The sequence below is a fragment of the Acetobacter sp. DsW_063 genome, from assembly GCF_002153745.1.
In the GTDB taxonomy this organism is placed as follows: domain Bacteria; phylum Pseudomonadota; class Alphaproteobacteria; order Acetobacterales; family Acetobacteraceae; genus Acetobacter.
Genome location: NZ_JOPL01000005.1, coordinates 101,741 through 121,662 on the forward strand (window position 1 = coordinate 101,741; position 19,922 = coordinate 121,662).

The 19,922-nt window shown below is 61.8% G+C and carries 19 protein-coding genes; 10 read left to right on the plus strand and 9 right to left on the minus strand.

Going from position 1 to position 19,922, the window contains the following annotated elements; all coding sequences use genetic code 11:
* Positions 1-55 precede the first annotated feature (55 nt).
* Positions 56-973, plus strand: coding sequence for a LysR family transcriptional regulator (locus HK28_RS00620; RefSeq protein ID WP_086642678.1), 918 nt, complete (start codon positions 56-58; stop codon positions 971-973).
* Between the two features lie 111 nt (positions 974-1,084).
* On the opposite strand, the gene HK28_RS00625 is transcribed toward HK28_RS00620, so the two are convergent.
* Both HK28_RS00625 and HK28_RS00630 read right to left on the minus strand, forming a co-directional pair.
* Positions 1,085-3,040 carry a glycosyltransferase family 4 protein gene (locus HK28_RS00625; RefSeq protein ID WP_158093340.1) on the minus strand — a complete coding sequence of 652 codons (1,956 nt, stop codon included), beginning with the start codon at positions 3,038-3,040 and terminating at the stop codon, positions 1,085-1,087.
* Between the two features lie 108 nt (positions 3,041-3,148).
* Positions 3,149-5,098 carry a Hint domain-containing protein gene (locus HK28_RS00630; RefSeq protein WP_158093341.1) on the minus strand — a complete coding sequence of 650 codons (1,950 nt, stop codon included), beginning with the start codon at positions 5,096-5,098 and terminating at the stop codon, positions 3,149-3,151.
* 322 nt (positions 5,099-5,420) lie between these two features.
* Between HK28_RS00630 and HK28_RS00635 the strand changes: the two genes are divergently transcribed.
* The 7 genes from HK28_RS00635 to HK28_RS00665 all read left to right on the plus strand — a co-directional run bounded on the left by HK28_RS00635 (position 5,421) and on the right by HK28_RS00665 (position 10,419).
* On the plus strand, positions 5,421-5,720 hold the full coding sequence (locus HK28_RS00635; protein ID WP_086642681.1) for an AtpZ/AtpI family protein: 300 nt from the start codon (positions 5,421-5,423) through the stop codon (positions 5,718-5,720).
* Positions 5,721-5,748: 28 nt separating this feature from the next.
* Positions 5,749-6,498: a F0F1 ATP synthase subunit A gene (locus HK28_RS00640; protein ID WP_086642682.1), complete on the plus strand. Its 750-nt coding sequence runs from the start codon at positions 5,749-5,751 to the stop codon at positions 6,496-6,498.
* Positions 6,499-6,549: 51 nt separating this feature from the next.
* Complete coding sequence (locus HK28_RS00645) at positions 6,550-6,774, plus strand: ATP synthase subunit C family protein (RefSeq protein ID WP_026397781.1); 225 nt, start codon at positions 6,550-6,552, stop codon at positions 6,772-6,774.
* Between the two features lie 28 nt (positions 6,775-6,802).
* Positions 6,803-7,390 (plus strand): hypothetical protein, encoded by a 588-nt coding sequence (locus tag HK28_RS00650; RefSeq protein WP_233140282.1) that lies wholly within the window; start codon positions 6,803-6,805, stop codon positions 7,388-7,390.
* Between the two features lie 61 nt (positions 7,391-7,451).
* Positions 7,452-7,946, plus strand: a complete 495-nt coding sequence (gene atpF / locus HK28_RS00655; protein ID WP_198945750.1) for a F0F1 ATP synthase subunit B — start codon at positions 7,452-7,454, stop codon at positions 7,944-7,946.
* 14 nt (positions 7,947-7,960) lie between these two features.
* On the plus strand, positions 7,961-8,734 hold the full coding sequence (locus HK28_RS00660) for a glycosyltransferase family 2 protein (protein WP_233140272.1): 774 nt from the start codon (positions 7,961-7,963) through the stop codon (positions 8,732-8,734).
* Positions 8,728-10,419: a glycosyltransferase family 39 protein gene (locus tag HK28_RS00665; RefSeq protein ID WP_086642684.1), complete on the plus strand. Its 1,692-nt coding sequence runs from the start codon at positions 8,728-8,730 to the stop codon at positions 10,417-10,419. Before HK28_RS00660 ends, HK28_RS00665 begins: the two co-directional genes overlap by 7 nt.
* Before the next feature lie 119 nt (positions 10,420-10,538).
* On the opposite strand, the gene HK28_RS00670 is transcribed toward HK28_RS00665, so the two are convergent.
* On the minus strand, positions 10,539-10,823 hold the full coding sequence (locus tag HK28_RS00670) for a hypothetical protein (RefSeq protein WP_158093342.1): 285 nt from the start codon (positions 10,821-10,823) through the stop codon (positions 10,539-10,541).
* Positions 10,824-11,094: 271 nt separating this feature from the next.
* Entirely contained in the window at positions 11,095-12,060 is a 966-nt protein-coding gene (locus HK28_RS00675) for a hypothetical protein (protein WP_143217267.1), read from the minus strand.
* Between the two features lie 319 nt (positions 12,061-12,379).
* On the opposite strand from HK28_RS00675, the gene HK28_RS00680 reads away from it, so the two are divergent.
* Entirely contained in the window at positions 12,380-13,813 is a 1,434-nt protein-coding gene (locus tag HK28_RS00680) for an aldehyde dehydrogenase family protein (RefSeq protein ID WP_086642687.1), read from the plus strand.
* 85 nt (positions 13,814-13,898) lie between these two features.
* The gene (locus HK28_RS00685; RefSeq protein ID WP_233140273.1) at positions 13,899-15,230 is read left to right on the plus strand and encodes an FAD-binding oxidoreductase; all 1,332 of its coding nucleotides are present in this window, start codon (positions 13,899-13,901) and stop codon (positions 15,228-15,230) included.
* A 120-nt stretch (positions 15,231-15,350) separates the two neighbouring features.
* Here the strand turns inward: HK28_RS00685 and HK28_RS00690 are convergent, their stop codons facing one another.
* Genes HK28_RS00690 through HK28_RS00710 form a run of 5 tightly spaced genes read right to left on the minus strand, consistent with a single transcriptional unit; the run spans position 15,351 to position 19,674 of the window.
* Entirely contained in the window at positions 15,351-16,007 is a 657-nt protein-coding gene (locus tag HK28_RS00690) for an SOS response-associated peptidase (protein ID WP_086642688.1), read from the minus strand.
* Positions 16,008-16,018: 11 nt separating this feature from the next.
* A complete protein-coding gene (locus HK28_RS00695) occupies positions 16,019-16,657 on the minus strand; it encodes a membrane integrity-associated transporter subunit PqiC (RefSeq protein ID WP_086642689.1) in 639 nt (212 codons plus the stop codon).
* A complete protein-coding gene (locus HK28_RS00700; RefSeq protein WP_086642690.1) occupies positions 16,654-17,640 on the minus strand; it encodes an MlaD family protein in 987 nt (328 codons plus the stop codon). Before HK28_RS00700 ends, HK28_RS00695 begins: the two co-directional genes overlap by 4 nt.
* Positions 17,633-18,490 carry an ABC transporter ATP-binding protein gene (locus tag HK28_RS00705; protein ID WP_086642691.1) on the minus strand — a complete coding sequence of 286 codons (858 nt, stop codon included), beginning with the start codon at positions 18,488-18,490 and terminating at the stop codon, positions 17,633-17,635. The genes HK28_RS00700 and HK28_RS00705 overlap by 8 nt, the downstream gene beginning before the upstream one ends.
* On the minus strand, positions 18,487-19,674 hold the full coding sequence (locus tag HK28_RS00710; RefSeq protein ID WP_086642692.1) for an ABC transporter permease: 1,188 nt from the start codon (positions 19,672-19,674) through the stop codon (positions 18,487-18,489). The genes HK28_RS00705 and HK28_RS00710 overlap by 4 nt, the downstream gene beginning before the upstream one ends.
* Positions 19,675-19,922 lie beyond the last annotated feature (248 nt).

Consider the following 19,922-nt stretch of genomic DNA (forward strand, 5'->3'; position numbering starts at 1 on the left):
AGTTGCGAATAGATTTGAAGGACTCTATCAAATATTTTGATACACTGGAGGAACGATGCCGGCGGCTCTCGATATCGACCTGCTTCGCTCCTTCGTGGCGATTGCGGACGCGGGATCGTTCAGTCTTGCGGCGCCGCGCATAGGACGCACGCAGTCCGCCCTGAGCATGCAGGTGCGGCGGCTGGAAGACGTGGCGGGCGCGACGCTGTTTCATCGCAGCCAGAAAGGCGTGAGCCTCACCATGCAGGGCGAGAGATTGCTTGCTCATGCGCGCGAGATTCTGCGCAGTCATGATCGCGCCGTGGCTGATCTGGCGGGACAGGTGTTTTCGGGCAGTTTCCGCTTCGGGTGCCCCGATGATTACGCGGTGTCGTTCCTGCCAAAACTGATCAGGGACTTCACGGAACAACATCCGGGCGTCTTTATAGAAGTCGTCTGCGCCTCGACGCCGTCCCTCCTGCAGGCTCTGGCCGAGCGTCGGCTCGATTCCGCTCTGGTCTCCGTGCTTGTCGACGAGGCCGCGCCGTCGTCGCGTTCGCGAGGCGCTCTCGTGACACGGGACACGGTGCTGCGTGCCGTGGATTGCATCCGTCTGGAGCCGCTGGTGTGGGTGGCGCGCCCGGATTTTGTCCCGGACCCATGCGCGCCGCTTCCTCTGGCGTTGGGAGCGCCGGACACGCACGATCACAGTTGCGCGCTGGCGGCGCTCGCGACGCTGAACTGGCCGTATCGTATCGCCTACGCCAGCATCAGCCTGTCCGGCCTGCTGGCTACCGTCCGATCAGGCCACGCGGCGGCGGTGCTGACCCGCAGCGCCATTCCGCCGGATTTAAAGGAAATAGCGCCAGAACATGGCCTTCCTCGCCTGCCGGTTCTTGGGATTGTGCTGGCGCCGGACCCGGAACATTCGGAGGCGCCTCCGGCCGTAGCTGCCTTCGCCGCGCATGTCCGCGCAACGCTGCCCGGAGTTTGACGGGCGTTGCACCAGAATCTGAAGGAGCCTGTGCGCCCTGTATTCGCTCATGTCTGTCGCGGAGCAGCAGTAAACGATTGAACAAGCGCGTCTTAAGCCGGACGTCGCTCCCTATGACCGCTCCAGCACGCGTTGAAGCGCGTGTTCGACGATTTCCGCGTTGAACTGCTGCGCGATGGTGGCGCGCGCGACAGCGCCTATTTCCGCCGAAAGTTCCGCGTCGTGATACAGACGGACCACCGCGTCAGCGAACTCTCTGGCCGTCCTCGCCAGACAGCTCTCAAGCGGGGCGGGCAGAGGCAGGCCTTCCAGAGCTATCGGCGTCGCGACACACGGCAATCCGGCGGCCCAGCTCTCAAGAACTTTCCCCTTGATACCGGCGCCGAAACGCAAAGGAGCCACAGTCAGACGCACGCTGCGCAATAGGGTAGGGAGTTCGGCTACATGCCCAAGAACCCGAACGCCGGGAGCCTCGTCCATGCGAACAATGGCGTCCGGCATCGCGCTGCCCACAAGCAGCAGTTCGATCTCCGGGGCAGCTTCTCTGATCAGAGGCAGGATATCTTCGACCAGCCACTTGGCCGCGTCGAGGTTGGGAGCGTGACCATAATGCGCCACGAACGCCACGCTGCGTCGTTCATGAAACGGCATTGGCTCGGGCGGCAAACGCGTCAACCACGGCACGACGTAGACATTCGCCGTAGGCACTGCGCGCGCGAGTATATCGGCTTCGACCCTTGAGTGAGTGATTACCGCATGCGACGCCCATGCGGCCATATGTTCCCGCACACGCTCCTGACCGGCGGCGGTCCTCAACTCCGGACGTCCCTCCACCACCGCCTGTCGCTCAAGACGAAGATGCGCGAGATCGGCGACGCTCGATATGATCCGTGCGCCAGGCATGTAATGACGCGCCAGCGCGAGGTATCGGGACGCATTGGACAGCCGGTGCAGATAAATCGCGTTGAAGGCCCCAGCTTGCCCGCGAAGCAGGGATTCAACCATCGGATAGGTGGGAGCGGCCCAGCACCTGAAGCCGCCCTCCTCCAGTGTATGGCGGGTGGTGGCGTCAGGCTCGATTGCGGAGGCGATGAAACTGACCTCATGGCCCAGCGCCTGTGCCGCCTGCATATGCGACAATATCGCGCAGGAACCGGCGTCCCGGCGCATGTCGGGCGCGCGGTCGTCAATAAACAGGATGCGCGGCGGCGTCTCTTCGGCGTCTGCGCCTAGTCGCCGAGCCCTTTCGTGTGCAACGGACTCCGCTTCCCGTGCATCGGCGCGCGCCTGTTCTTGGCGTAGCTTTTCTACCTGACCGATCAGGAACGTCAGCGCGTCCGCCCGGACATTCGGCGCGCTGAGTCCAGCAAGCGTCTGTGCGACGTGCTGGCGAAACGTTTCGTTGAAGCGGTGCGAAGCCGGGAAATGAAATGGCGAGCCGGGCAAAGGTTGTCCTGTTTCCTCGCACAGGATGGTAATTGCGTGATCTGCGTCGGAGGGCAGGGGGGGCGAAAGAACGAAATCGAATCCGTAACGACCGTCCCCAAGTCCCGTATCCCGCAGGTCGGTCCGCAAGGCGTTCGCGACCGCGCTACGCAAGACCACGTCATCCAGAAGGATCGCTACGTTCAGACGCTGGTCTGGTTGCGCCTCGTCGCGAAGCCATCCGGCAATGCGTGTGCGCCCGACCACGTCTACGGACGCGCGCAAACGGATCTCATGCCTTGGCGCGGCCGTCGCTACAGCAGCGCGCGGTAGCGGCGTGCGTTCCGGCAATGCGACGACGTCCAGAGCAGCAGGGTTATGAGCGTGCACTTCGTCAAGCGGCGCCAGCAATTCGAAGCCTCTGCGTCCGTCGTCCACGCCGGGCCGCAACAGGTCTGCGCGCGCGATGGACGCTTCGGCGCGAGCGACTTCGCGCCCGGAGCACAGCGCAGCGACGATGACGCGTCTGTCAGGGGTCGTCGGATCGAAGGCCCAGCCTGTCACCAGCCATCCCCGACTCGGCTGAAACCGGATGTCGTCGATGAAGCCACAGATCCAGGAGGGCGTGTCACAAGAAGACATGCAGGGATCAGGCGCTGAAGATCCTGAATATTTCCCTACCATACGCTGTCTGCAATTGACGCAGGTTACCCGGCGAAACGCCGCGCATGGGGCCGCCGCGCCCTGACGTCACACCGCTGCGCGTCTCTCCCTGGCGCCGGAAGGGCGTAACCGCACGTCGCTCAGCGCCTCATGCACAGTCAGACCAGCGATATCGATCTTCTCATCAGGCCGGAATTCGAATCCATAGGCGCCAGAGTAACGAGGGGAGCCGTCCAGATCGGCGCGTCTCCGGTCTGCGACAATGCGGCCCACTTCGATGCTTCCACGGCGTACCACCAACTCCACGGGTGTTCCGGGCAGGCGCTGCGACCGCGCCCAGCCGGCGATCACACCGCCCGCCGCCACATCGACATATCCAGCCACCGCCCGGCGGTCGGTTTGCTTCGCAGCAATGAGGCTCAGTCGAGCGCGAATAGCTTCGAGCGCCGGCCCGTCCTCGATACGCGGCAGACAGAATCGCGTCTCAGCCGTCTCACCCTTCACGGGAGGATAAAGCTGCGCGAATTCGACTGCGTTGTGGAACATGGCGCGGCTGCCGTCGTCGATGAAGGTTTCCGATGGAGCGCCTTCAGCCAGCAGCAGGTCGTGCGTTTCTAACTCAATATGAATGTAATCCACTCGAGCGAGGCGGCTTTGTTGGGCGATGGATCGGCCGTTGAGCAGAAGGCGGGCGGGGACGAGCCAGCCATCCACCGCCATGGCATGCAGCGGCGACACGGTGAGGTCGCGCCTGGGGAGGTCATCGCCCAGAGCGCCAGCTCGGATGACGACCGGCATGATGTCCGGGTTTCCGGCGGCGAAACGACCTTCATAAGAGCGACGCCCGATCCAACGGATCGGGCGCGGCGCGCCTGACGCCGTGAGCACGAGATCGCCAATGGCCAGCCTTTCCACGGGTCTGTCGCCATCGGGCGTCGTGATCAGCGTTCCGGGGCAATAGCATGGGACACCGTAGGTGATTTCGGTGCCGCCATCGGGGGCTCTTTGGAAATAAAACTCGGACCCGAAGGCGCCCGACAGATGCAGTGTCGCGCTCGTATCGCCTTCGATAACCGTAAGCGTGCCGTCCGGCCCGATCTCGCCCCGGTCGATTTCGCCATATGAGCCTGCGAAAGTAAGGTCGGAGACAATAATACGGTTGATTGTGTCCCCGGCGAGGGGCTTGAGCGTCTGATAGGCGTAATAAACAGACCCGGTGACGTTAAAGCCCACGATCGTCATGGCGGAGAGCTGCGAAATTGTGGCCGTCAGCGTCGATCCGGACGTGTAAGGCCCTGTTTGCCCACCGTTCGGTGGTTCAGCAACTGGCTGAAAAGTAAGGGTCCCTTTATACGTCGCGTCAATCTCCAGCGTTAACGAACCGCCGCCCAACGACGCGTCCGACGCAGTTCCGCCCGCCTGTACGTCGATTGCTCCGCCAACATTTGCGACGGTTCGAATCGCAGTTCCGCCTGAGAGCACGGTTTCGGTCGCAAGTCCTGTAACCCACCATGTGTTCATCAACTGGAACCGCGGAGAGAGGTCCCCATTTAAAACAGTGTCGATCGCAACGCCTCCGGTGCCCACGACCTGAGCGGCCGTGTGATAGGAGACAAGACCTTGCGCGTTTGTTGCGACCCCAGTCGACAAGGTGGTCGCAATGGCGACGCCTCCGGAGGTGATGGTTTGCAGCGCGTTTCCGTAAGTGTCTGATCCTATCGTGGAGTAGTAATCAGCGCCCATCACCGTCGCGCCGCTGACGACCCCGCCTTCGACGGACTGCGTGCCAGCCAACACGATAGTGTCCAAAGAGCGTCCGCCGCTGGAAACAACCTCCTGTCCGCCATCGATGGTCGAGCCGATCGCGATGCCGCCGCTGATCACATTCTCAGCTCCGTACACTTGACCGCTGACGATGGCGCCGGCGACGGTTAGCGTGCCGCCGTTCATTACCGTGGGGGAGATGAGATAGGCGTCGCTGTCCACTACGACGCTTGCGCCGCTCGAGACGACGGAATTGGCGTTTGTCGTGCTCATTGCGACGGCGCCCTGCGGGTAAGTCTGATCATGAGCGTGCTCCGGCTTATTTGGCGCGTGATCGGGCGCGCACGCCGCCCGGCTGCCAGTGACCAGGCACTGTGTCTTGTTTTGATGTAGTTGTGTCATCAAAAAAACGAAAATGAACGCGCTTCTGCAGGCAGGCGCGGACGTACGAGGCCGCAGCGACGTCGTCGGCGGATACGGCTTTTGAAAAAATAACGGACCCAGAAAGCTCTGGTCGCTTTTCGGACATGTCCGATTGCTTGACAGGGCATTGCCATATCGTTAGCAAGCGCCTGCACCCGGTCTTGAGGTGCGAATGGACGAGGATAAGACTTCCTTCGAAGAACGTCTCCGGGCGGCGGAAACCCGTCACGGAAAGCCGGTTGTCGAAGTCATGCCTGACAGCGAGGATAAATCGCTGATGGCTATGGCGGCGAGAGCCGGGACCGAAATGGTCGGCGGGCTTCTGGTGGGTGTGCTGCTCGGGTGGGGACTGGACCGATGGCTCCATTTCCGCGCTCTGTTCCTTGTCGTATTCGCGCTTCTCGGTGGGGCTGCCGGCGTAGTGAACGTCTGGAGGCTGGTGAAGCCGCCGGACGATCTCGGAAAATCCTGATCGATCCTCGCGGTCGTGGAGAAGAGTTTTGGCGGGCGGTTCAAGCATAGACGTTCTCGGTCAGTTCGAGCTGCACCCGGTTATCGGCGGTCTTGGTCAGGCCCTGCGCCTGAGCCAGTCACCGATTTACATGGCGGTGGCCGTCTGTCTGGTTCTTGCGTTCCTCTATTACGGAATGAAGCCGAAGGCCGTCGTGCCGGGTCGTTTTCAGGCTGCGGCGGAAATTTGCTACGAATTCGTGCGTAACCTGGCCGTCGATACGATCGGGCCAGAGGGCGTTGCTTTCTTTCCGTTTATTTTCGCCCTCTTCTTCTTCATTCTCGCCGGTAATTATCTCGGCCTTTTCCCCTTCTCGTTCACCTTCACCAGCCACATCGCCGTCACCTTCGCGCTTGCGATGATGGTGTTTCTGGTTGCGATCATCGTGTCGCTGAAGGTGCAGGGGTTGAAGTTCTTCGCGCATTTCATGCCGGCCGGAGCTCCTGTCGCTCTTGCGCCCCTGCTGGTGCCGATCGAGATTCTTTCGTTTCTTTCTCGTCCCGTGAGCCTGTCCATCCGGTTGTTCGCCAACATGGTCGCCGGTCACGTGATGTTCGATATCTTCGCAAGCTTCGTCATCATGCTGGCCGGACTTGGCTTCGTGGGCGACGTTCTTGCGGTGGGCCCTCTCGTGATCAATGTCGCGCTGATGGGGTTGGAATTGCTGGTCGGCGTTCTCCAGGCGTATGTGTTCGCCATCCTGACCTGCATCTATCTGCGGGAGGCGGTCGCTCACTGAGGCGGCCATTCTCGTCGTTCAACGTTTTCGTCACACAAGGAAGAACCAGACATGGACATCGCTGCTGCCCGTGAAATTGGCGCCGGTATCGCCGTTATCGCTCTTGCCGGCGTCGGCATCGGCCTGGGCAACATCTTCTCGACGCTGGTCAGCAGCATCGCCCGTAACCCGGCTTCGCGCCCGCACGTGTTCGGTCTCGGCATGCTCGGCTTCGCTCTGACAGAAGCGGTCGCCCTTTTCGCCCTGCTCATCGCTTTCCTTATCCTGTTCGTCTGAAACAGGAGTAGGTCGCGTGCGCTTGTCGGTGACTTCTTTCCGCCGCGTCGTTCTCGCAGGGGCGTCCTGCGCCCCGCTTCTTCTGGCGGCGGCGCCGGAAGCGCACGCTGCGGGCATGCCGCAGCTGGATTTCAACAACCCTCTCGTCACCGGTCAGGTGGTGTGGGGCGGCGTTGTCTTCCTCTTCTTCTACCTCGCCTTGCGTGGCTGGGCCCTGCCTAGGGTCGACGCCGTCCTGCAAAATCGCAGTGAACGTATCGCCGGGGATCTTGATCAGGCGCGCGCTGCCAAGGCGGAAGCCGATAAGGCGGTGCTTGAACTGCGCGAGACCAAAAAGGCGGCTGCGGCGGAAGCCCAGGCTCATCTTGATGCAGTGCTTGAGCATGAGCGTGCGTCTGCGGCCGCGAAGCTTGCCGAGATAACCAAGCGCCTCGACGGTGAGATTGCTCGCGCCGAAGCAGGGGTTGCGGCGGAACGCGAACGTGCGCTTCAGTCGCTCCGCCCGATCGCTGTCGATGTCGCTGAATCGCTCGTCGAGCGTCTCATCGGCGCGCGCGCTGATCGTGCAGTCGTGGAAGCCGCCGTCGGGCGCGCCACGGCCCAAGCGGCTCACTGATTTCCGATTTGCGCCCAGACCCGGCTTTGCGTCTGACGAGGAGATAGCACCAGTGTCCAATCTGTTTCACGAGGCTGGTTTCTGGTTCTCGGTTTCGTTCGTTCTGTTCTTCGTCATTTTTGGCCGGAAAGTCTGGACGCCTCTCGCCGCCATTCTCGACAGCCGCGCGGATCGTATCCGGGCGGATCTCGACGAGGCGGCTCGGCTGCGTCGTGAAGCCGAGCAGATGCTCGAAGATGCGACGCGCGAGCGTGAGCAGGCCACGATCGAAGCCCGCGCTCTTGTTGAACAATCCCGCCTGCATGCCGAACAGCTTGCGGAGAAGACCCGGCAGGAAGCCGAAGAATCCCTTCGCCGCCGCGAGCGTATGGCGCGCGATCGTATTGATGCGGCGGAACGGGCTGCGGTCGCCGAAGTGCGTGCTGCTGCGGTAGACGCAGCTTTCGACGGCGCTCGCGACGTCATCCAGGGTTCTGTGGGTGGGCAGTCGGCTGAGGCTCTGATCGATAAGGCCATTCAGGATCTTCCGGGCGCGTTGTCGGCGCGAGCGGCCTGAGCGGTCGTATTCCGTTGGCTGAAGGCAGCGCCATAAGCCCCTCCGCTGAGGCAGAAGACGCGCCTCCGGCGTTGAGTGTCGTTATCGCGGTTCTCAACGAATGCGAGAACATCGCTGCAGTGTGTCAGGAACTCGCCACCGTGCGGCGCGACTTCCCTCGGTCCGAAATTATCTTCGTTGACGATGGAAGCACCGACGGCACGATTGAAGCGATTGCCGCCGCGCGCAAAATCGACGGCCTCAGCGATATCCGCATTCTGTCTCATGACCGTCGGTGCGGCAAATCCTCCGCATTGCGCACCGGAATCCGGAATGCGCGTGGGCGTTGGATCGCGACGATGGATGGAGACGGTCAGGACGATCCGTCCGCCATCGTGGCGCTTTATGCAGAGGCTGGCGCCGCAAAGGGACGGCCTCCGCTCGTGGTTGGCGTGCGTCCCCGGCGCAGCGACACGATCTGGCGCAAGCTGGCGACCCGCTTCGCTAACGGTCTGCGAAAGCGGCTTTTGAACGATGGGTGTCCGGACACCGGTGCGCCGATGAAGCTTTTTCTGCGTTCCGACTTTCTTGCGCTACCGCAATTCGAGGGGCTGCATCGCTTTCTGCCCGCTCTTTTGCAATCTTATGGCGTCTCGCTGGTCTGTGTGCCTGTGCGGCATCGCTCCCGCCTGCACGGGCAGTCGAAATACAGCAATCTTGGTCGGGCCGTCGTCGGCGTGCGCGACCTGCTCGGGGTCATCTGGCTCCGTAACCGCACTCGTCTGCCTGCTTCCGTGCGGGAATGTTGAAACCGACTCTCCGATTAAACGCGGCAGCGAAATCGACTGTCGGGAAAATCGCCGCGCTCGTTTTCTGCACATTCGTCCTGCTGCTGCCCGGTCGCTCGACTATCCCCCCTTTCGACCGCGACGAGCCACGGTATATGCAGGCGACGGCGCAGATGCTGGAGACCGGCAACTTCGTTGACGTCCGCTTTCAGGATCAGCCGCGCTATTTGCAACCTGCGGGTATTTACTGGCTTGAAGCCGCCTCCGTCTGGCTTTCAGGAACTCTGAAACAGCGGGAAGTCTGGGCTTATCGCGTTCCGTCTCTGTTGGCGATGACCGGGGCGATCGCGCTTACGGCGCGCATCGGGGCGATCATGTTCGGTCCGGCGGTTGGTCTGCTCGGCGGCGCACTGTTGGCGGGCTCTGTCCTCGTCGAAGCCGAAGGTCGCATGGCGACGATTGACAGCACGTTACTGCTGGTCGTGCTGATCGTGCAGACAATGGTGCTCCGCGTGCTGATGGACCGCTCCCGGGATCGGTCGACTCCACTGTGGACGGCATTGGCTTACTGGCTTGCGCTCGGGTGCGGGCTGATGCTGAAGGGTCCGGTTGTCTTGATTCCCGGGCTGGCGACCCCGCTGGTCATGGCGGTTTTGGAGCGCGACGTTTCAGTGTGGCGGCGGTTGCGGCCTTCCTGGGGCTGGCTTGCGATGCTCGCCGTCGTGGTCCCCTGGTGCGTCGCCATTGATGTGATCAGTCATGGCGAGTTCTTCCAACGTGCTGTTGGACGGAATTTTCTGGGTAAGATCGGCCATGGGCAGGAAGCTCATGGGGCGCCGCCCGGTTTCCATCTCGCGGTGTTCGCTCTGGCCTTCTGGCCTGGGTCCCTGTTCGCAGCAATTGCGCTTCCGGTGGTGTGGGCGTCGCGAAAGGCGTGGCGAATCCGGTTCCTCCTGTGCTGGATTGTCCCGCATTGGCTGGTGTTCGAACTGATCGCAACAAAACTGCCGCACTATGTCATGCCGACCTACCCGGCTATCGCGATCCTGACTGCGGCGGCGCTGCATGCTGCGCCCGATAACTGGCGGGCGTGGCCTGCACGCAGGTGGACGCAGGCCCTTCTCGGTATTTACGGCGTGGTCTGGCTTCTGGTTGGCGTGGCGTTGAGCGTCGCCGGGATCGCTCTGTCGTGGTTTCTCGAAGGCCATGCGCCTCTCAGCGCCTGGATCGCCGCGGCGGGAAGCCTGCCGCTTCTGGCGGTCGCAGTCAGGCTGATTGTGCTGGGCAAAGTCTGGCGCGGGGCCATCACGTCGTTGGGCGCCGCGGCGGTCGTCTATTGCGGGATTTTTCTGGGCGTAGCGCCTCATCTGGATACGATATGGCTGGCTCCGCGTCTTGCGGAGCTGACCGATGAATATCGCCCGTGCCCGAACACTGAAGTCGTCTCCAGTTCGTTCTCTGAACCCAGTCTTGTTTTCCTGATGCATGGAAAGGTGGAGTTGCGTAGCGCACGTGCTGGCGGCGAGATGCTGGCGCGCAATCCCTCGTGTGGACTGGTGCTCGTTTCGCGACGAGACGAAGCGCAGTTTCAGGAAGGCATAGGGACGAGCGGCGTGAAGCCGATCGAATATGGCCGCGTCAGGGGGCTCAATTACTCCACCGGCAAATGGCTCGATATTGGCCTGTTCGGCGCAAATCCGTCGTGAACCGATGCGTTCGGCGGGGTTGAATCACCTTCTGAGCCACTAAATTTGGGGCTGGGAATAGAGAAGCCCGTCACGGCTGTGCTCAGGAGCAATTTCCTTGGTCTGGCATAGTGGTTCCTCTACTGCGCCACGGACACAGGCTGCGCGGGGCGACTGCGCGCCACGTAGCCGGGAAGACGTTTTGCAACGCGTGCGGGAGCGCGTCTCAGGATCAGATCCCGGTGTCGAGCGTCGAGGGTTTTCCATGCCGAAATCGGTGTGTTGGCTGACGGCGGCAGGTGGTCGGGACGTCCGAGGAGCAGGGCGATTGCGACCCGTTCGGCGGGCGTGGTCATCTGCCAAAGGACTTCTGGATCCAGTTTGCCGGTGATGACCAGTCGGGCTGCTTCTAACACGCGCATCACCTGCACCTTCCTCAATTAAGGGAAAAGACGGCTCTTCCCGGCATATAGATGCCGTCTCCGTCAGTGCAGGATGACGGACGGGAGTTTCCAAATAGTTAAAATGATCAATGAAAACGTGGCGATTAATAGATTTGGGACCGATACCTGTTGTTCGCCCTATGTGCTCAGCCTCAGGGAAATTTCGCGGAGACATGGATGCGGCGGGGCATACGAAAGCTATTTGAGCGACGCTGCCGTTTCCGCGTGGATTACCGGAAACGGCAAGATGGGGTTACCGGAAATTTGCCGGCCCACCATTCCACGTTACGACTGTGCCGGGACCGCATACCGCCCCCTGCTTGCCGCCAAATCCCCAGAGTGTTGCGGGAACTACGACGTTATTGCCCGACAGGCTGGTTTGCACGTAGCAGGCTTGTTTTGGGGCGGAGGCGTTCCATTCATCAACCGTAATCGTCGAACCAGCGCTCATGTAGATCGACCCTGGGGGAACGCCTTCCAACGCCTTCAAAACAATTTCGGTCGCTCCAGTATCCCGATTTTCGATATGGCCAGTGAACGAAGTGGGACCGGCAAGGATCATTTGCTGCGCGTTGAAATCGAAACTCACGCCCTGAAAATCGATCTCGCAGGAGGATTCCTCGTCCACGCCCGCAACGGCGTTGTTGTAGATCGTGCCGCCGATAAACGCGGAGCGCTCGCCTGAGTTATGCGTGCCGGGTTCTGCGTAGATGCCGATATTGCCTTCGCCGATGATCACGTTGACCATGTCCACGCCCCAGACGTTGTTCCCAAGAGTGATCCCGTGATTGAAGCCGGCGATCTTTACGTTGAACAACGACATGCCTGCGTCGATGTTATAGTTTTGGGAGTCCGTGTAATTCATCGTGATGCCGTCGGCTGATTTGTTGCCGATCAACGCCACGCCCTCCAGACGATGCGCACCGCCGCGCCCCTTTCCGACATAACCGTCCTCCGACACGTAGAGGCACGTTCCGCTCGTCATCGTGCATTGGAAGATCACGTCGCGGATCGTCACCAGTTCCGGATCCACCTTGAGCGTGGTGGCGAGCGTCTTCGTCGCTCCCTGCAGGTCGATCACGCAGGGACCGCTGCCAGCGTAACAGGCGTCGAGCATCCCCTGCACCGCGGCGCTGTCGTCGGCGCGGGCTGCAATGGGAAGCGCGCTTGCGACGAGAAGGGGCAAGGCAAGCAGAGCAGGCGGGCGGAAATATCTCACCGGAACGAACTCCATCGATGTCAGGTTTGAAACGAGGGGCGACGATAATCGGCGACATCCTCGGCGGTCAGCGTGCGGGGCGCTCGCGGCGTGTGAGTACCTACAAAGGACGCTGCGCACTGGCGTCGCGCCTATAAGACATACATGTCTCTGAACGCCGTTCGGTTCCATGAAATTCTTGTTTTTGGGACACGGAGTCCCCGTCGCGCTCCGACGGGCTCGTCCCGACGGCACGCAGGCGCAGCTTTCGCGGCTTGACCTGTGACTGGTCCTGCGGCCCCATGGGCGCACTGTATCGGGAACACAGAGGGCTCTACGGATGGCGCACGCGAAGCAATTTTATATCGATGGCGTGTGGGTGGACCCGATCGAGCCCCGAACGCTCGACGTCATAAATCCGGCGACAGAAGAGGTCTGCGCCACCATTTCTATCGGTGGCGCGGCGGACGTTGATCGCGCGGTCAAGGCCGCCGCACGCGCTTTCGATACGTGGTCGCAATCGTCGAAGGACGAGCGACTCGACGTGCTCGAGCGAATCCTTGCTGTGTATCTGCGTCGCATCGACGACATGGCTGCCGCGATCTCGACCGAAATGGGCGCGCCACTGCCCATGGCGAAATCGGATCAGGCCGGGATCGGCGCCGCGCATCTGAGCGAAATGATCCGCGTGTTGCGCGCCTACGAGTTCGATCGTGTCGAGGGCGACATGCTCATTACGCACGAGCCGGTTGGCGTCGCAGGCCTGATCACCCCCTGGAACTGGCCGATGAACCAGATCACCTGCAAGGTTGCGCCCGCGCTGGCTGCAGGCTGCACGGTGGTTTTGAAGCCCAGCGAGGTGGCCCCGCTCAGTGCGCTGCTGTTCAGCGAGATCGTCGACGAGGCAGGATTACCGCCCGGCGTATACAACATGGTCAACGGCGACGGACCGGGCGTTGGCGCCGCGCTTTCCACCCATCCTGATGTCGGCATCGTCTCCTTCACAGGTTCGACACGCGCAGGAATCGCAGTGGCCGAGGCGGCGGCGCGGACGGTCAAGCGCGTCCATCAGGAGTTGGGAGGTAAATCGCCCAACATCGTGCTGCCTGACGCCGATCTCAAGGAAGCGGTGAGGAAGGGCGTGCAGAGATGTTTCGGCAACTCCGGGCAGTCCTGCAACGCCCCCACGCGTCTGCTTGTCCCGGCCGCGAAAATGGACGAAGCGATGGCTGCGGCGAAGGAGGCTGCTGACGCCATCGTGGTCGGCGCTCCGGACGCCCCGAACACTATGCTCGGTCCTGTGGTCAGCGACGTGCAGTTCGACAAGATTCAGGCGCTGATTCAGGCTGGCGTCGACGAAGGCGCAACGCTTGTCGCGGGCGGCGTCGGCCGACCTGAAGGGCTGACGAAAGGGTATTACGTGCGGCCGACAGTCTTCGGTCGCGTCAGGCCGGAGATGACCATTTCCCGAGAAGAAATCTTCGGGCCGGTGCTTTCGATCATCGGTTACGACAGCGTCGAAGAAGCTGTGAAGATCGCCAATGACACGCCGTATGGCCTCGCCGCGTATATTCAGGCGGGCGAGGATCTGACGGAGGCCCGCCGCATCTCCCGTCTGCTGAGGGCGGGCAACGTCAATATCAATGGAGCCCCGTGGCGGGCGAGTGCCCCCTTCGGCGGGTACAAACAGTCGGGCAACGGGCGTGAATACAGCGAATACGGCCTGCATGATTTTCTGGAGATCAAGGCGGTCCTCGGGTACTCCGAGGCGTAAGCAGGTTTCCCGAACAGCTTAAAGTCTGACGCATCGAAGCTGTTGCTGCGTCGCTGTTCTCGTGCACGGAAATGAACGGGCAAACATGACGCGTCAGGAAACCGGACGACAGCTGCAATTCGCGCAACAACCGCTGATGCCGGCCTCGCTTTACGTCGATACGACACAGGCTCCACCGGTGACCGAAAGGCTGAGCGGGGAAACGCGTTTCGACGTGGCGGTGATCGGGGCCGGAATCACGGGCCTGTCGGCCGCGTTGCATATCGCCGCCTCGGGAAGGCGCGCCGCAGTTCTCGACTCTGCCGAACCGGGGTGGGGAGCGTCGGGACGGAATGGCGGTCAGGTCAATCCGGGCCTGAAGACACTTCCTTCGGAGGTGGAGCGGGATTTCGGGCGAGAGGTCGGACGCAGGCTCGCGGTCGCAGCGTGGAACGCGCCGGATCTCGTGTTCGCGCTGATAGAGCGGTATCGCATCCAGTGTTCACCCGCACGTGGCGGCACGATCCGCGCTGCGACCGGGCAGGCGCAACTGCCGGGGCTGGAGCGGTTGACCGACGAATGCAGGGCGCGCGGCGGCGACGCCGCGTGGCTGAATGCTGCTGAGATGGCTGCTCTTACGGGAACATCACGATACGTAGCCGGAATGATCGACCGCCGGGGAGGGCAGATCAATCCGTTGGCCTACACGCGAGGGCTTGCCGCCGCCGCCATCAGGGAAGGCGCCGCGGTCTACTCCAACTCACGCGTCGTCGGATTGTCCCGCTCGGGTGAGGCCTGGCGTGTGCGGACGCCGACAGGAGCTATCGTCGCGGGGCATGTCGTGCTCGCCGCCAACGGTTATACGGACGGTCTCTGGCCGGAACTCGCAGAGAGCGTAATTCCTCTGTTCAGCGCCATCGTGGCGACTGAGCCGTTGCCGAGGACTCTGGCCCAGACCATCCTCGCGCGGCGGGAGGTTCTGTACGAACTTGGGGACGTGACGATCTATTACCGTGTTGACGACGCTGGGCGGTTGTTGGTCGGAGGGCGCTCGGCCTCCCGCCCGCTATGTGGGCCTGACGCGTTTCCGTTCTTGCGAGAACTTGCGCTCCGCGTGTGGCCGAATCTCGATGGCGTCGAATGGACGCATGGGTGGAACGGGCGGTTGGCGATGACCCGGGACCACTATCCGCACTGGCATGAACCGGCGCCCGACGTCATAGCAGCGCTTGGCTACAACGGCAGGGGCGTCGCAATGGCGACGTTGCTCGGGCGGGAGATCTCGCGACGGATTGACGGAACTCCGGCTCATGACATGCTTTTGCCGACGCGTCCGATATCGCCGATTCCCCTGCACCGATTCTGGCCAGCGGGGGTAGCGGCTCGGGTCGCTTTCGGGCAGTGGAAGGACAGTCGCACGGAGCGGGGCAGGGCATGATCCCGGAGTGGTGCGGCGTCGGATTGTTCTATCCCGTCCCACCTTGGGCAGCGCGGGTTGACGGCGGAGGTTCATGTCCGCTGGTCCGGTGAGTATCTTTGTCGGCTAGGCAGAGAGTTGTCAGGCTGGATGCCGTTCCAGCAAAGCAACGTCGTTCAACAGGGCGTTGTTGACCCGACGTGATACCGCCCAACGGACCAGCGCGTCTTCCGGCGGCGCAGTCATCAGCGTGGCGGCTGTTTTCGCGGGTGCAGTGAGCCATGCTGTGTAATCGCGAGGGGCGATAATGACTGGCATGCGCTCATGTATCGTGCGCCCAAAATTATTTGCTGGCGTAGTGATGATTGCGAAACTGCGCAGGACGTCCCCGTCCCAGCCCCACATGTCCCAGACGCCTGCAAGCGCCATGGGCGCGCCATCGGGTCTGGCGAAAGCCCATGGCTGGCGCGGCGTTTTTCCGCGCGCCCACTCGTAATAGGCGTCGGCGGGGACAAGGCAGCGCCTGCTGCGGAAAGCGGCGCGAAATGTGCCATTTTCCATGACGGTTTCGGCGCGTGCGTTGAAAGGTTGCAAGGACAGGTCGGTGGCCCATGACGGCACCAGCCCCCAACGCATGAGCGTCAGGCGCCGCGTACCGCCCGCTTCAGCGGTAATGATCGGCGCGGGCTGTGTCGGCGCTATGTTCCAGGACGGAAGCCACTCCGGCGCAGATCCCCTGGCGCCGAACAGGGCTTGCAAATTTTCTTTTGGTTGAACGCTGACGTAACGGCCGCACATAGGCCCAGCAATTAGCGGATCGTGGCCAAATTCTGAATAACTTTGTCGAACGCCTGCGCCGAAAGCCTGTTCATCAGCGAGACAACGTCGGCGTCGCTTGATACCGGCCCGCTGGCTGTCAGGCTTGTCTGTCCGGTAGATGTGGAAGCGTCGTCTTTCGCACCCACTATCGCCCAATGCGCGTCGAGCGTTGCTACGCCGGAGGCGGAGACGTCGAAGCGCGTGATGTCGAGCATAAGGCGCGAAGTCGGCGCGCCTGTCAGCGGCGTTTCGGTTACGATGAGATCGGGTCGGGCTTGTCGAATTTTGGCGGCGAGAAGATCGGTCAACCCGTTCGAAAGGCGTTCGGCCCAACGGCCGTTGGGGCTGGTTCGAACAAACTGCCCGTCACGTGTGACAATGTTTTGCGTATCGAGATAATCCGGCAGCCGGACACGGGATATTTCCACAACGGCGGCGTTGGCGTTCGCCGAGGTTCCGGACGGGATGGCGGGCGCGTCAAGCGTGTAGAGCCGCAGCGGTGCCGACGCGCACCCCTCTAGCGTCGCGCATAAGGCTGCCGCGAAGAGCATATTCCCAAAAAACACATGTTTTTTGAAGGAACGCTTGCGGAGTGGTGCGAGAGCGGGACGTGGTGGCAAGGCGGTCATTGGCGGCGTCCCATCAGAAGAAGTTGCGGGTTGCGTTCGACATCGGTTGCAAAGCCGCGCAGCGAAGCGGCGGCGGCGGCGATGTCGCGCAGTGCTGCGTCAACGTTGTCGCGCTCCGCGCCACGCGGCGCGAGCATGCCATGCACGCTCTCCAGCGTCGCTCGCGCCTGATCGGTCGCGCGTGTCGCGCTGGCCAGCGTCGTATGCAGATCGGCGCCTCGCTGCTGGATTTCGGCGTCGGACGAACGGAGCAGGTGATCGACGTTGGCGAGCGTAACGTCGAGATGGTCGCGCAGATCGGTAATGGCCTGCGTTGCGGCGTCGAGCGTCTTCTGGGACTGGTCGGAAGTTTGTCTCAGGCCGGTGACAAGCGGAGGAATATCGGTGTCGAGCTTCTCGGCCAGGTCGCGAATGGAGATAACCGCCGCATTGGTGTTGGTGGCCAATTCTTTCAGCGGAAGATCACCGATGGTTTCTTTGATTTTTTGTATGGCCGAAAGATGTGTCGGTATTTCCGGAAGGTTTGAGACATTGGGATGCAGTTGCTCGGGAGAGCCGGGATAGAAGTCGAGGTTGATATTCGATGATCCTGTGACGAAACTCTGGACGTTCTGTTCTGCTCGCAGCCCGTGAGCGATGACGTCCTTGAGCTGAAGCGGTTCGCCGCCAGCGTGCGCCGTGTCCATCACATGGATCTGCTTCGGGTCCAGCGTGACCACGACTGGAATGTAAGCGACGCGCCCTGCCTGATCGTATTGCAGTTTTATGCTTTCGACAGCGCCCACCCGCACGCCGCGAAACGTGACAGGAGCCCCCACGGACAGTCCACTTACGGAGTCCTGAAACACAACGACCGCCCGCTTGTTCGTCGAAAACAGCCGAAGGTCTCCGAACAGGACAAGCGCTGCGAGCCCAAGAGCCACGCCGCCTATCACGAATGCGCCGACGACTGTCTGCCGCGCGATTCCTGCGTCTTTAGCCATGCGTGTTCGTGTCCTTCCTGACGGTCGGGGGAGGCGTGGGGTCTGTGGGGTTTTCCCGGTGCATGAAGGCGTGCACCTGCGGGTCTTGGCAGTGGTCGCGCAAATCCCTTGGCGCGCCATGCGCGATGGGAATTTTCGTCTGAGCGTCGAGGAAGATCCCGTCATCCGCGATCGTGAAAAGGCTCGACAACTCGTGGCTGACGATCACGATAGTCGCGCCCAGCCCATCGCGTAACGTCAGGATAAGGTCGTCGAGGCGCGCCGACGTGATCGGATCGAGGCCAGCCGAGGGTTCGTCGAAAAACAGAACGTCCGGGTCGAGAGCCATCGCGCGGGCCAGCCCGGCGCGTTTGGCCATGCCGCCGGAAATTTCCGAAGGGTATAGATCGATGGCGTGCGACATGCCGACCAACCCCAGTTTCAATTCCACCAGACGACGGATCATATCCTTGTCGAGTCTGGTGAACATCTCCAGCGGTAGCGCGATATTCTCGCCGACGGTCATGGAGCTCCATAACGCGCCGCTCTGGAACAATACGCCGAAACGCCGGTTGAGCGCAGTGCGGTGGCTATCAGGGCCCGACCAGTAATCATCGCCGTCGACCGTATATCGGCCCGCAAGGGGGCGGAGCAGTCCGATCATCGTGCGCAGCACGGTGCTCTTGCCGCAGCCGGACCCGCCCATGATCGCGAAGATCGAGCCGCGTTTTACATCCATCGATATATTCTTCTGGATGATTTTCGAGCCATAGCCGATCGTCAGATCGCGCAACGAGAGAAGCGTTTCGCTCCCGGCCTTGCGCTGGACGCCGCTGTCGGTCGGCGCTTCAGAGGCGACGTGAATGGTCATATGCCGATGACGTCCGCAATAACGGCGAAAATAGCGTCCAGCGCGATGACGCCGACAATGCCGGTCACCACGGCGGACGTCGCCGCCGAGCCAACATCGGCGGCGCTGCGCCCGGCCTTGAGGCCGATCCGGCACGACGTAAGTCCGATCAGGACGGCGAAGACGATGGATTTGGCGAAGCCGAATTCGAACTGCTGCACGTTCACCGCGCCAAGCATTTGATGAATGTAGCCGGCTCCCGTGACGTCAGGGAGCATCCCGGCGCAAACGACGTAACCGCCGATCATCGAGACAACGCATCCGTATAGATAAAGGAGCGGCATCATAAGCATGAGCGAAAGGACCGAAGGCAGAAGGATGTAAGACGAGATCGGAATGCCGAACACGCGCAAGGCGTCGATCTCCTCGTTGCCAAGCATCGTCGATATACGGGCGGCATAAGCGCCGCCGGTGCGGCCAGCCATGATGATCGCCGTCATCACTGCTGAAAGTTCGCGAACGCAGGCGATGCCCACCAGATTGGCGACGTAAGCGTCGGCGGCGAATTTACTCAATTGCACGGCGCCGACGAAAGCAAGGATCGCGCCGATTAGAAAATTGACGACGCTAACGATGATCAGAGCAGAAGGCCCGGCGTCGAAAATATTCGCCATGAGATCGCGTAACCGCATGCCGCCGTGCCCGGCCAAAGCCCGCAAAGACCCTTGCGCTGTCTGGGCTCCAAGCTCCACAACGGCGCCAATCTCATCCACCATCCCAAGCGCGGCGCCGCCGGTGACGGCGAGTATATTCGGCTGCCTCGACGATGGCGGCGCCGGCTCTGTCGGCGCTGCGGGAAGGAGAGCGAAAAGGCGAGCGACCTCGACGGGCAGAGAGGAAGTGTCGAAGGTAAGCCCGTTTTTCGCGGCCGCCTGTTTCGTAGTCCATAAGAAAGAGACGAGCGATGAGTCCCACTGACCAAGATCGCGCACATTCACATGCAACGTAGGGGCGCTCCGCCCGGCGCCCGACGGTGCTACGGGTAGCGTCCGATCAGGGATCGCCAGCACGGCGCCGTCGTCAATTGTCCAGTGCCCGCGGACAACGAGAATCGCATCGGCGCCGCTCTGTTCGACCGTCCAGGTCGGACGCTCATCCTGCTTGTCGCCGACAGAGGCGGGGATGTGGCTCGGGTCGTTGGTCATCGTCGGCGCCGACGTTAGGGCAAACCCTTGAGCTTGACCATAGAGCGGGATCGGGCTGACGCGGCGTATAAAACAGGTGGAGCGGGCGCGAGCGAGCGACAGAGCGACGCCGGGAAAGTGGACGACAATTCTAAACAGCTATTTATATGACAGGTCTGTGATCGATATATATGTCAAAGTTTGTCTGGATAGGGATGCGTGCATCTGCGTCGCATAGCTGGCGTGTGTGTCGTTAACTGTTCAGATCA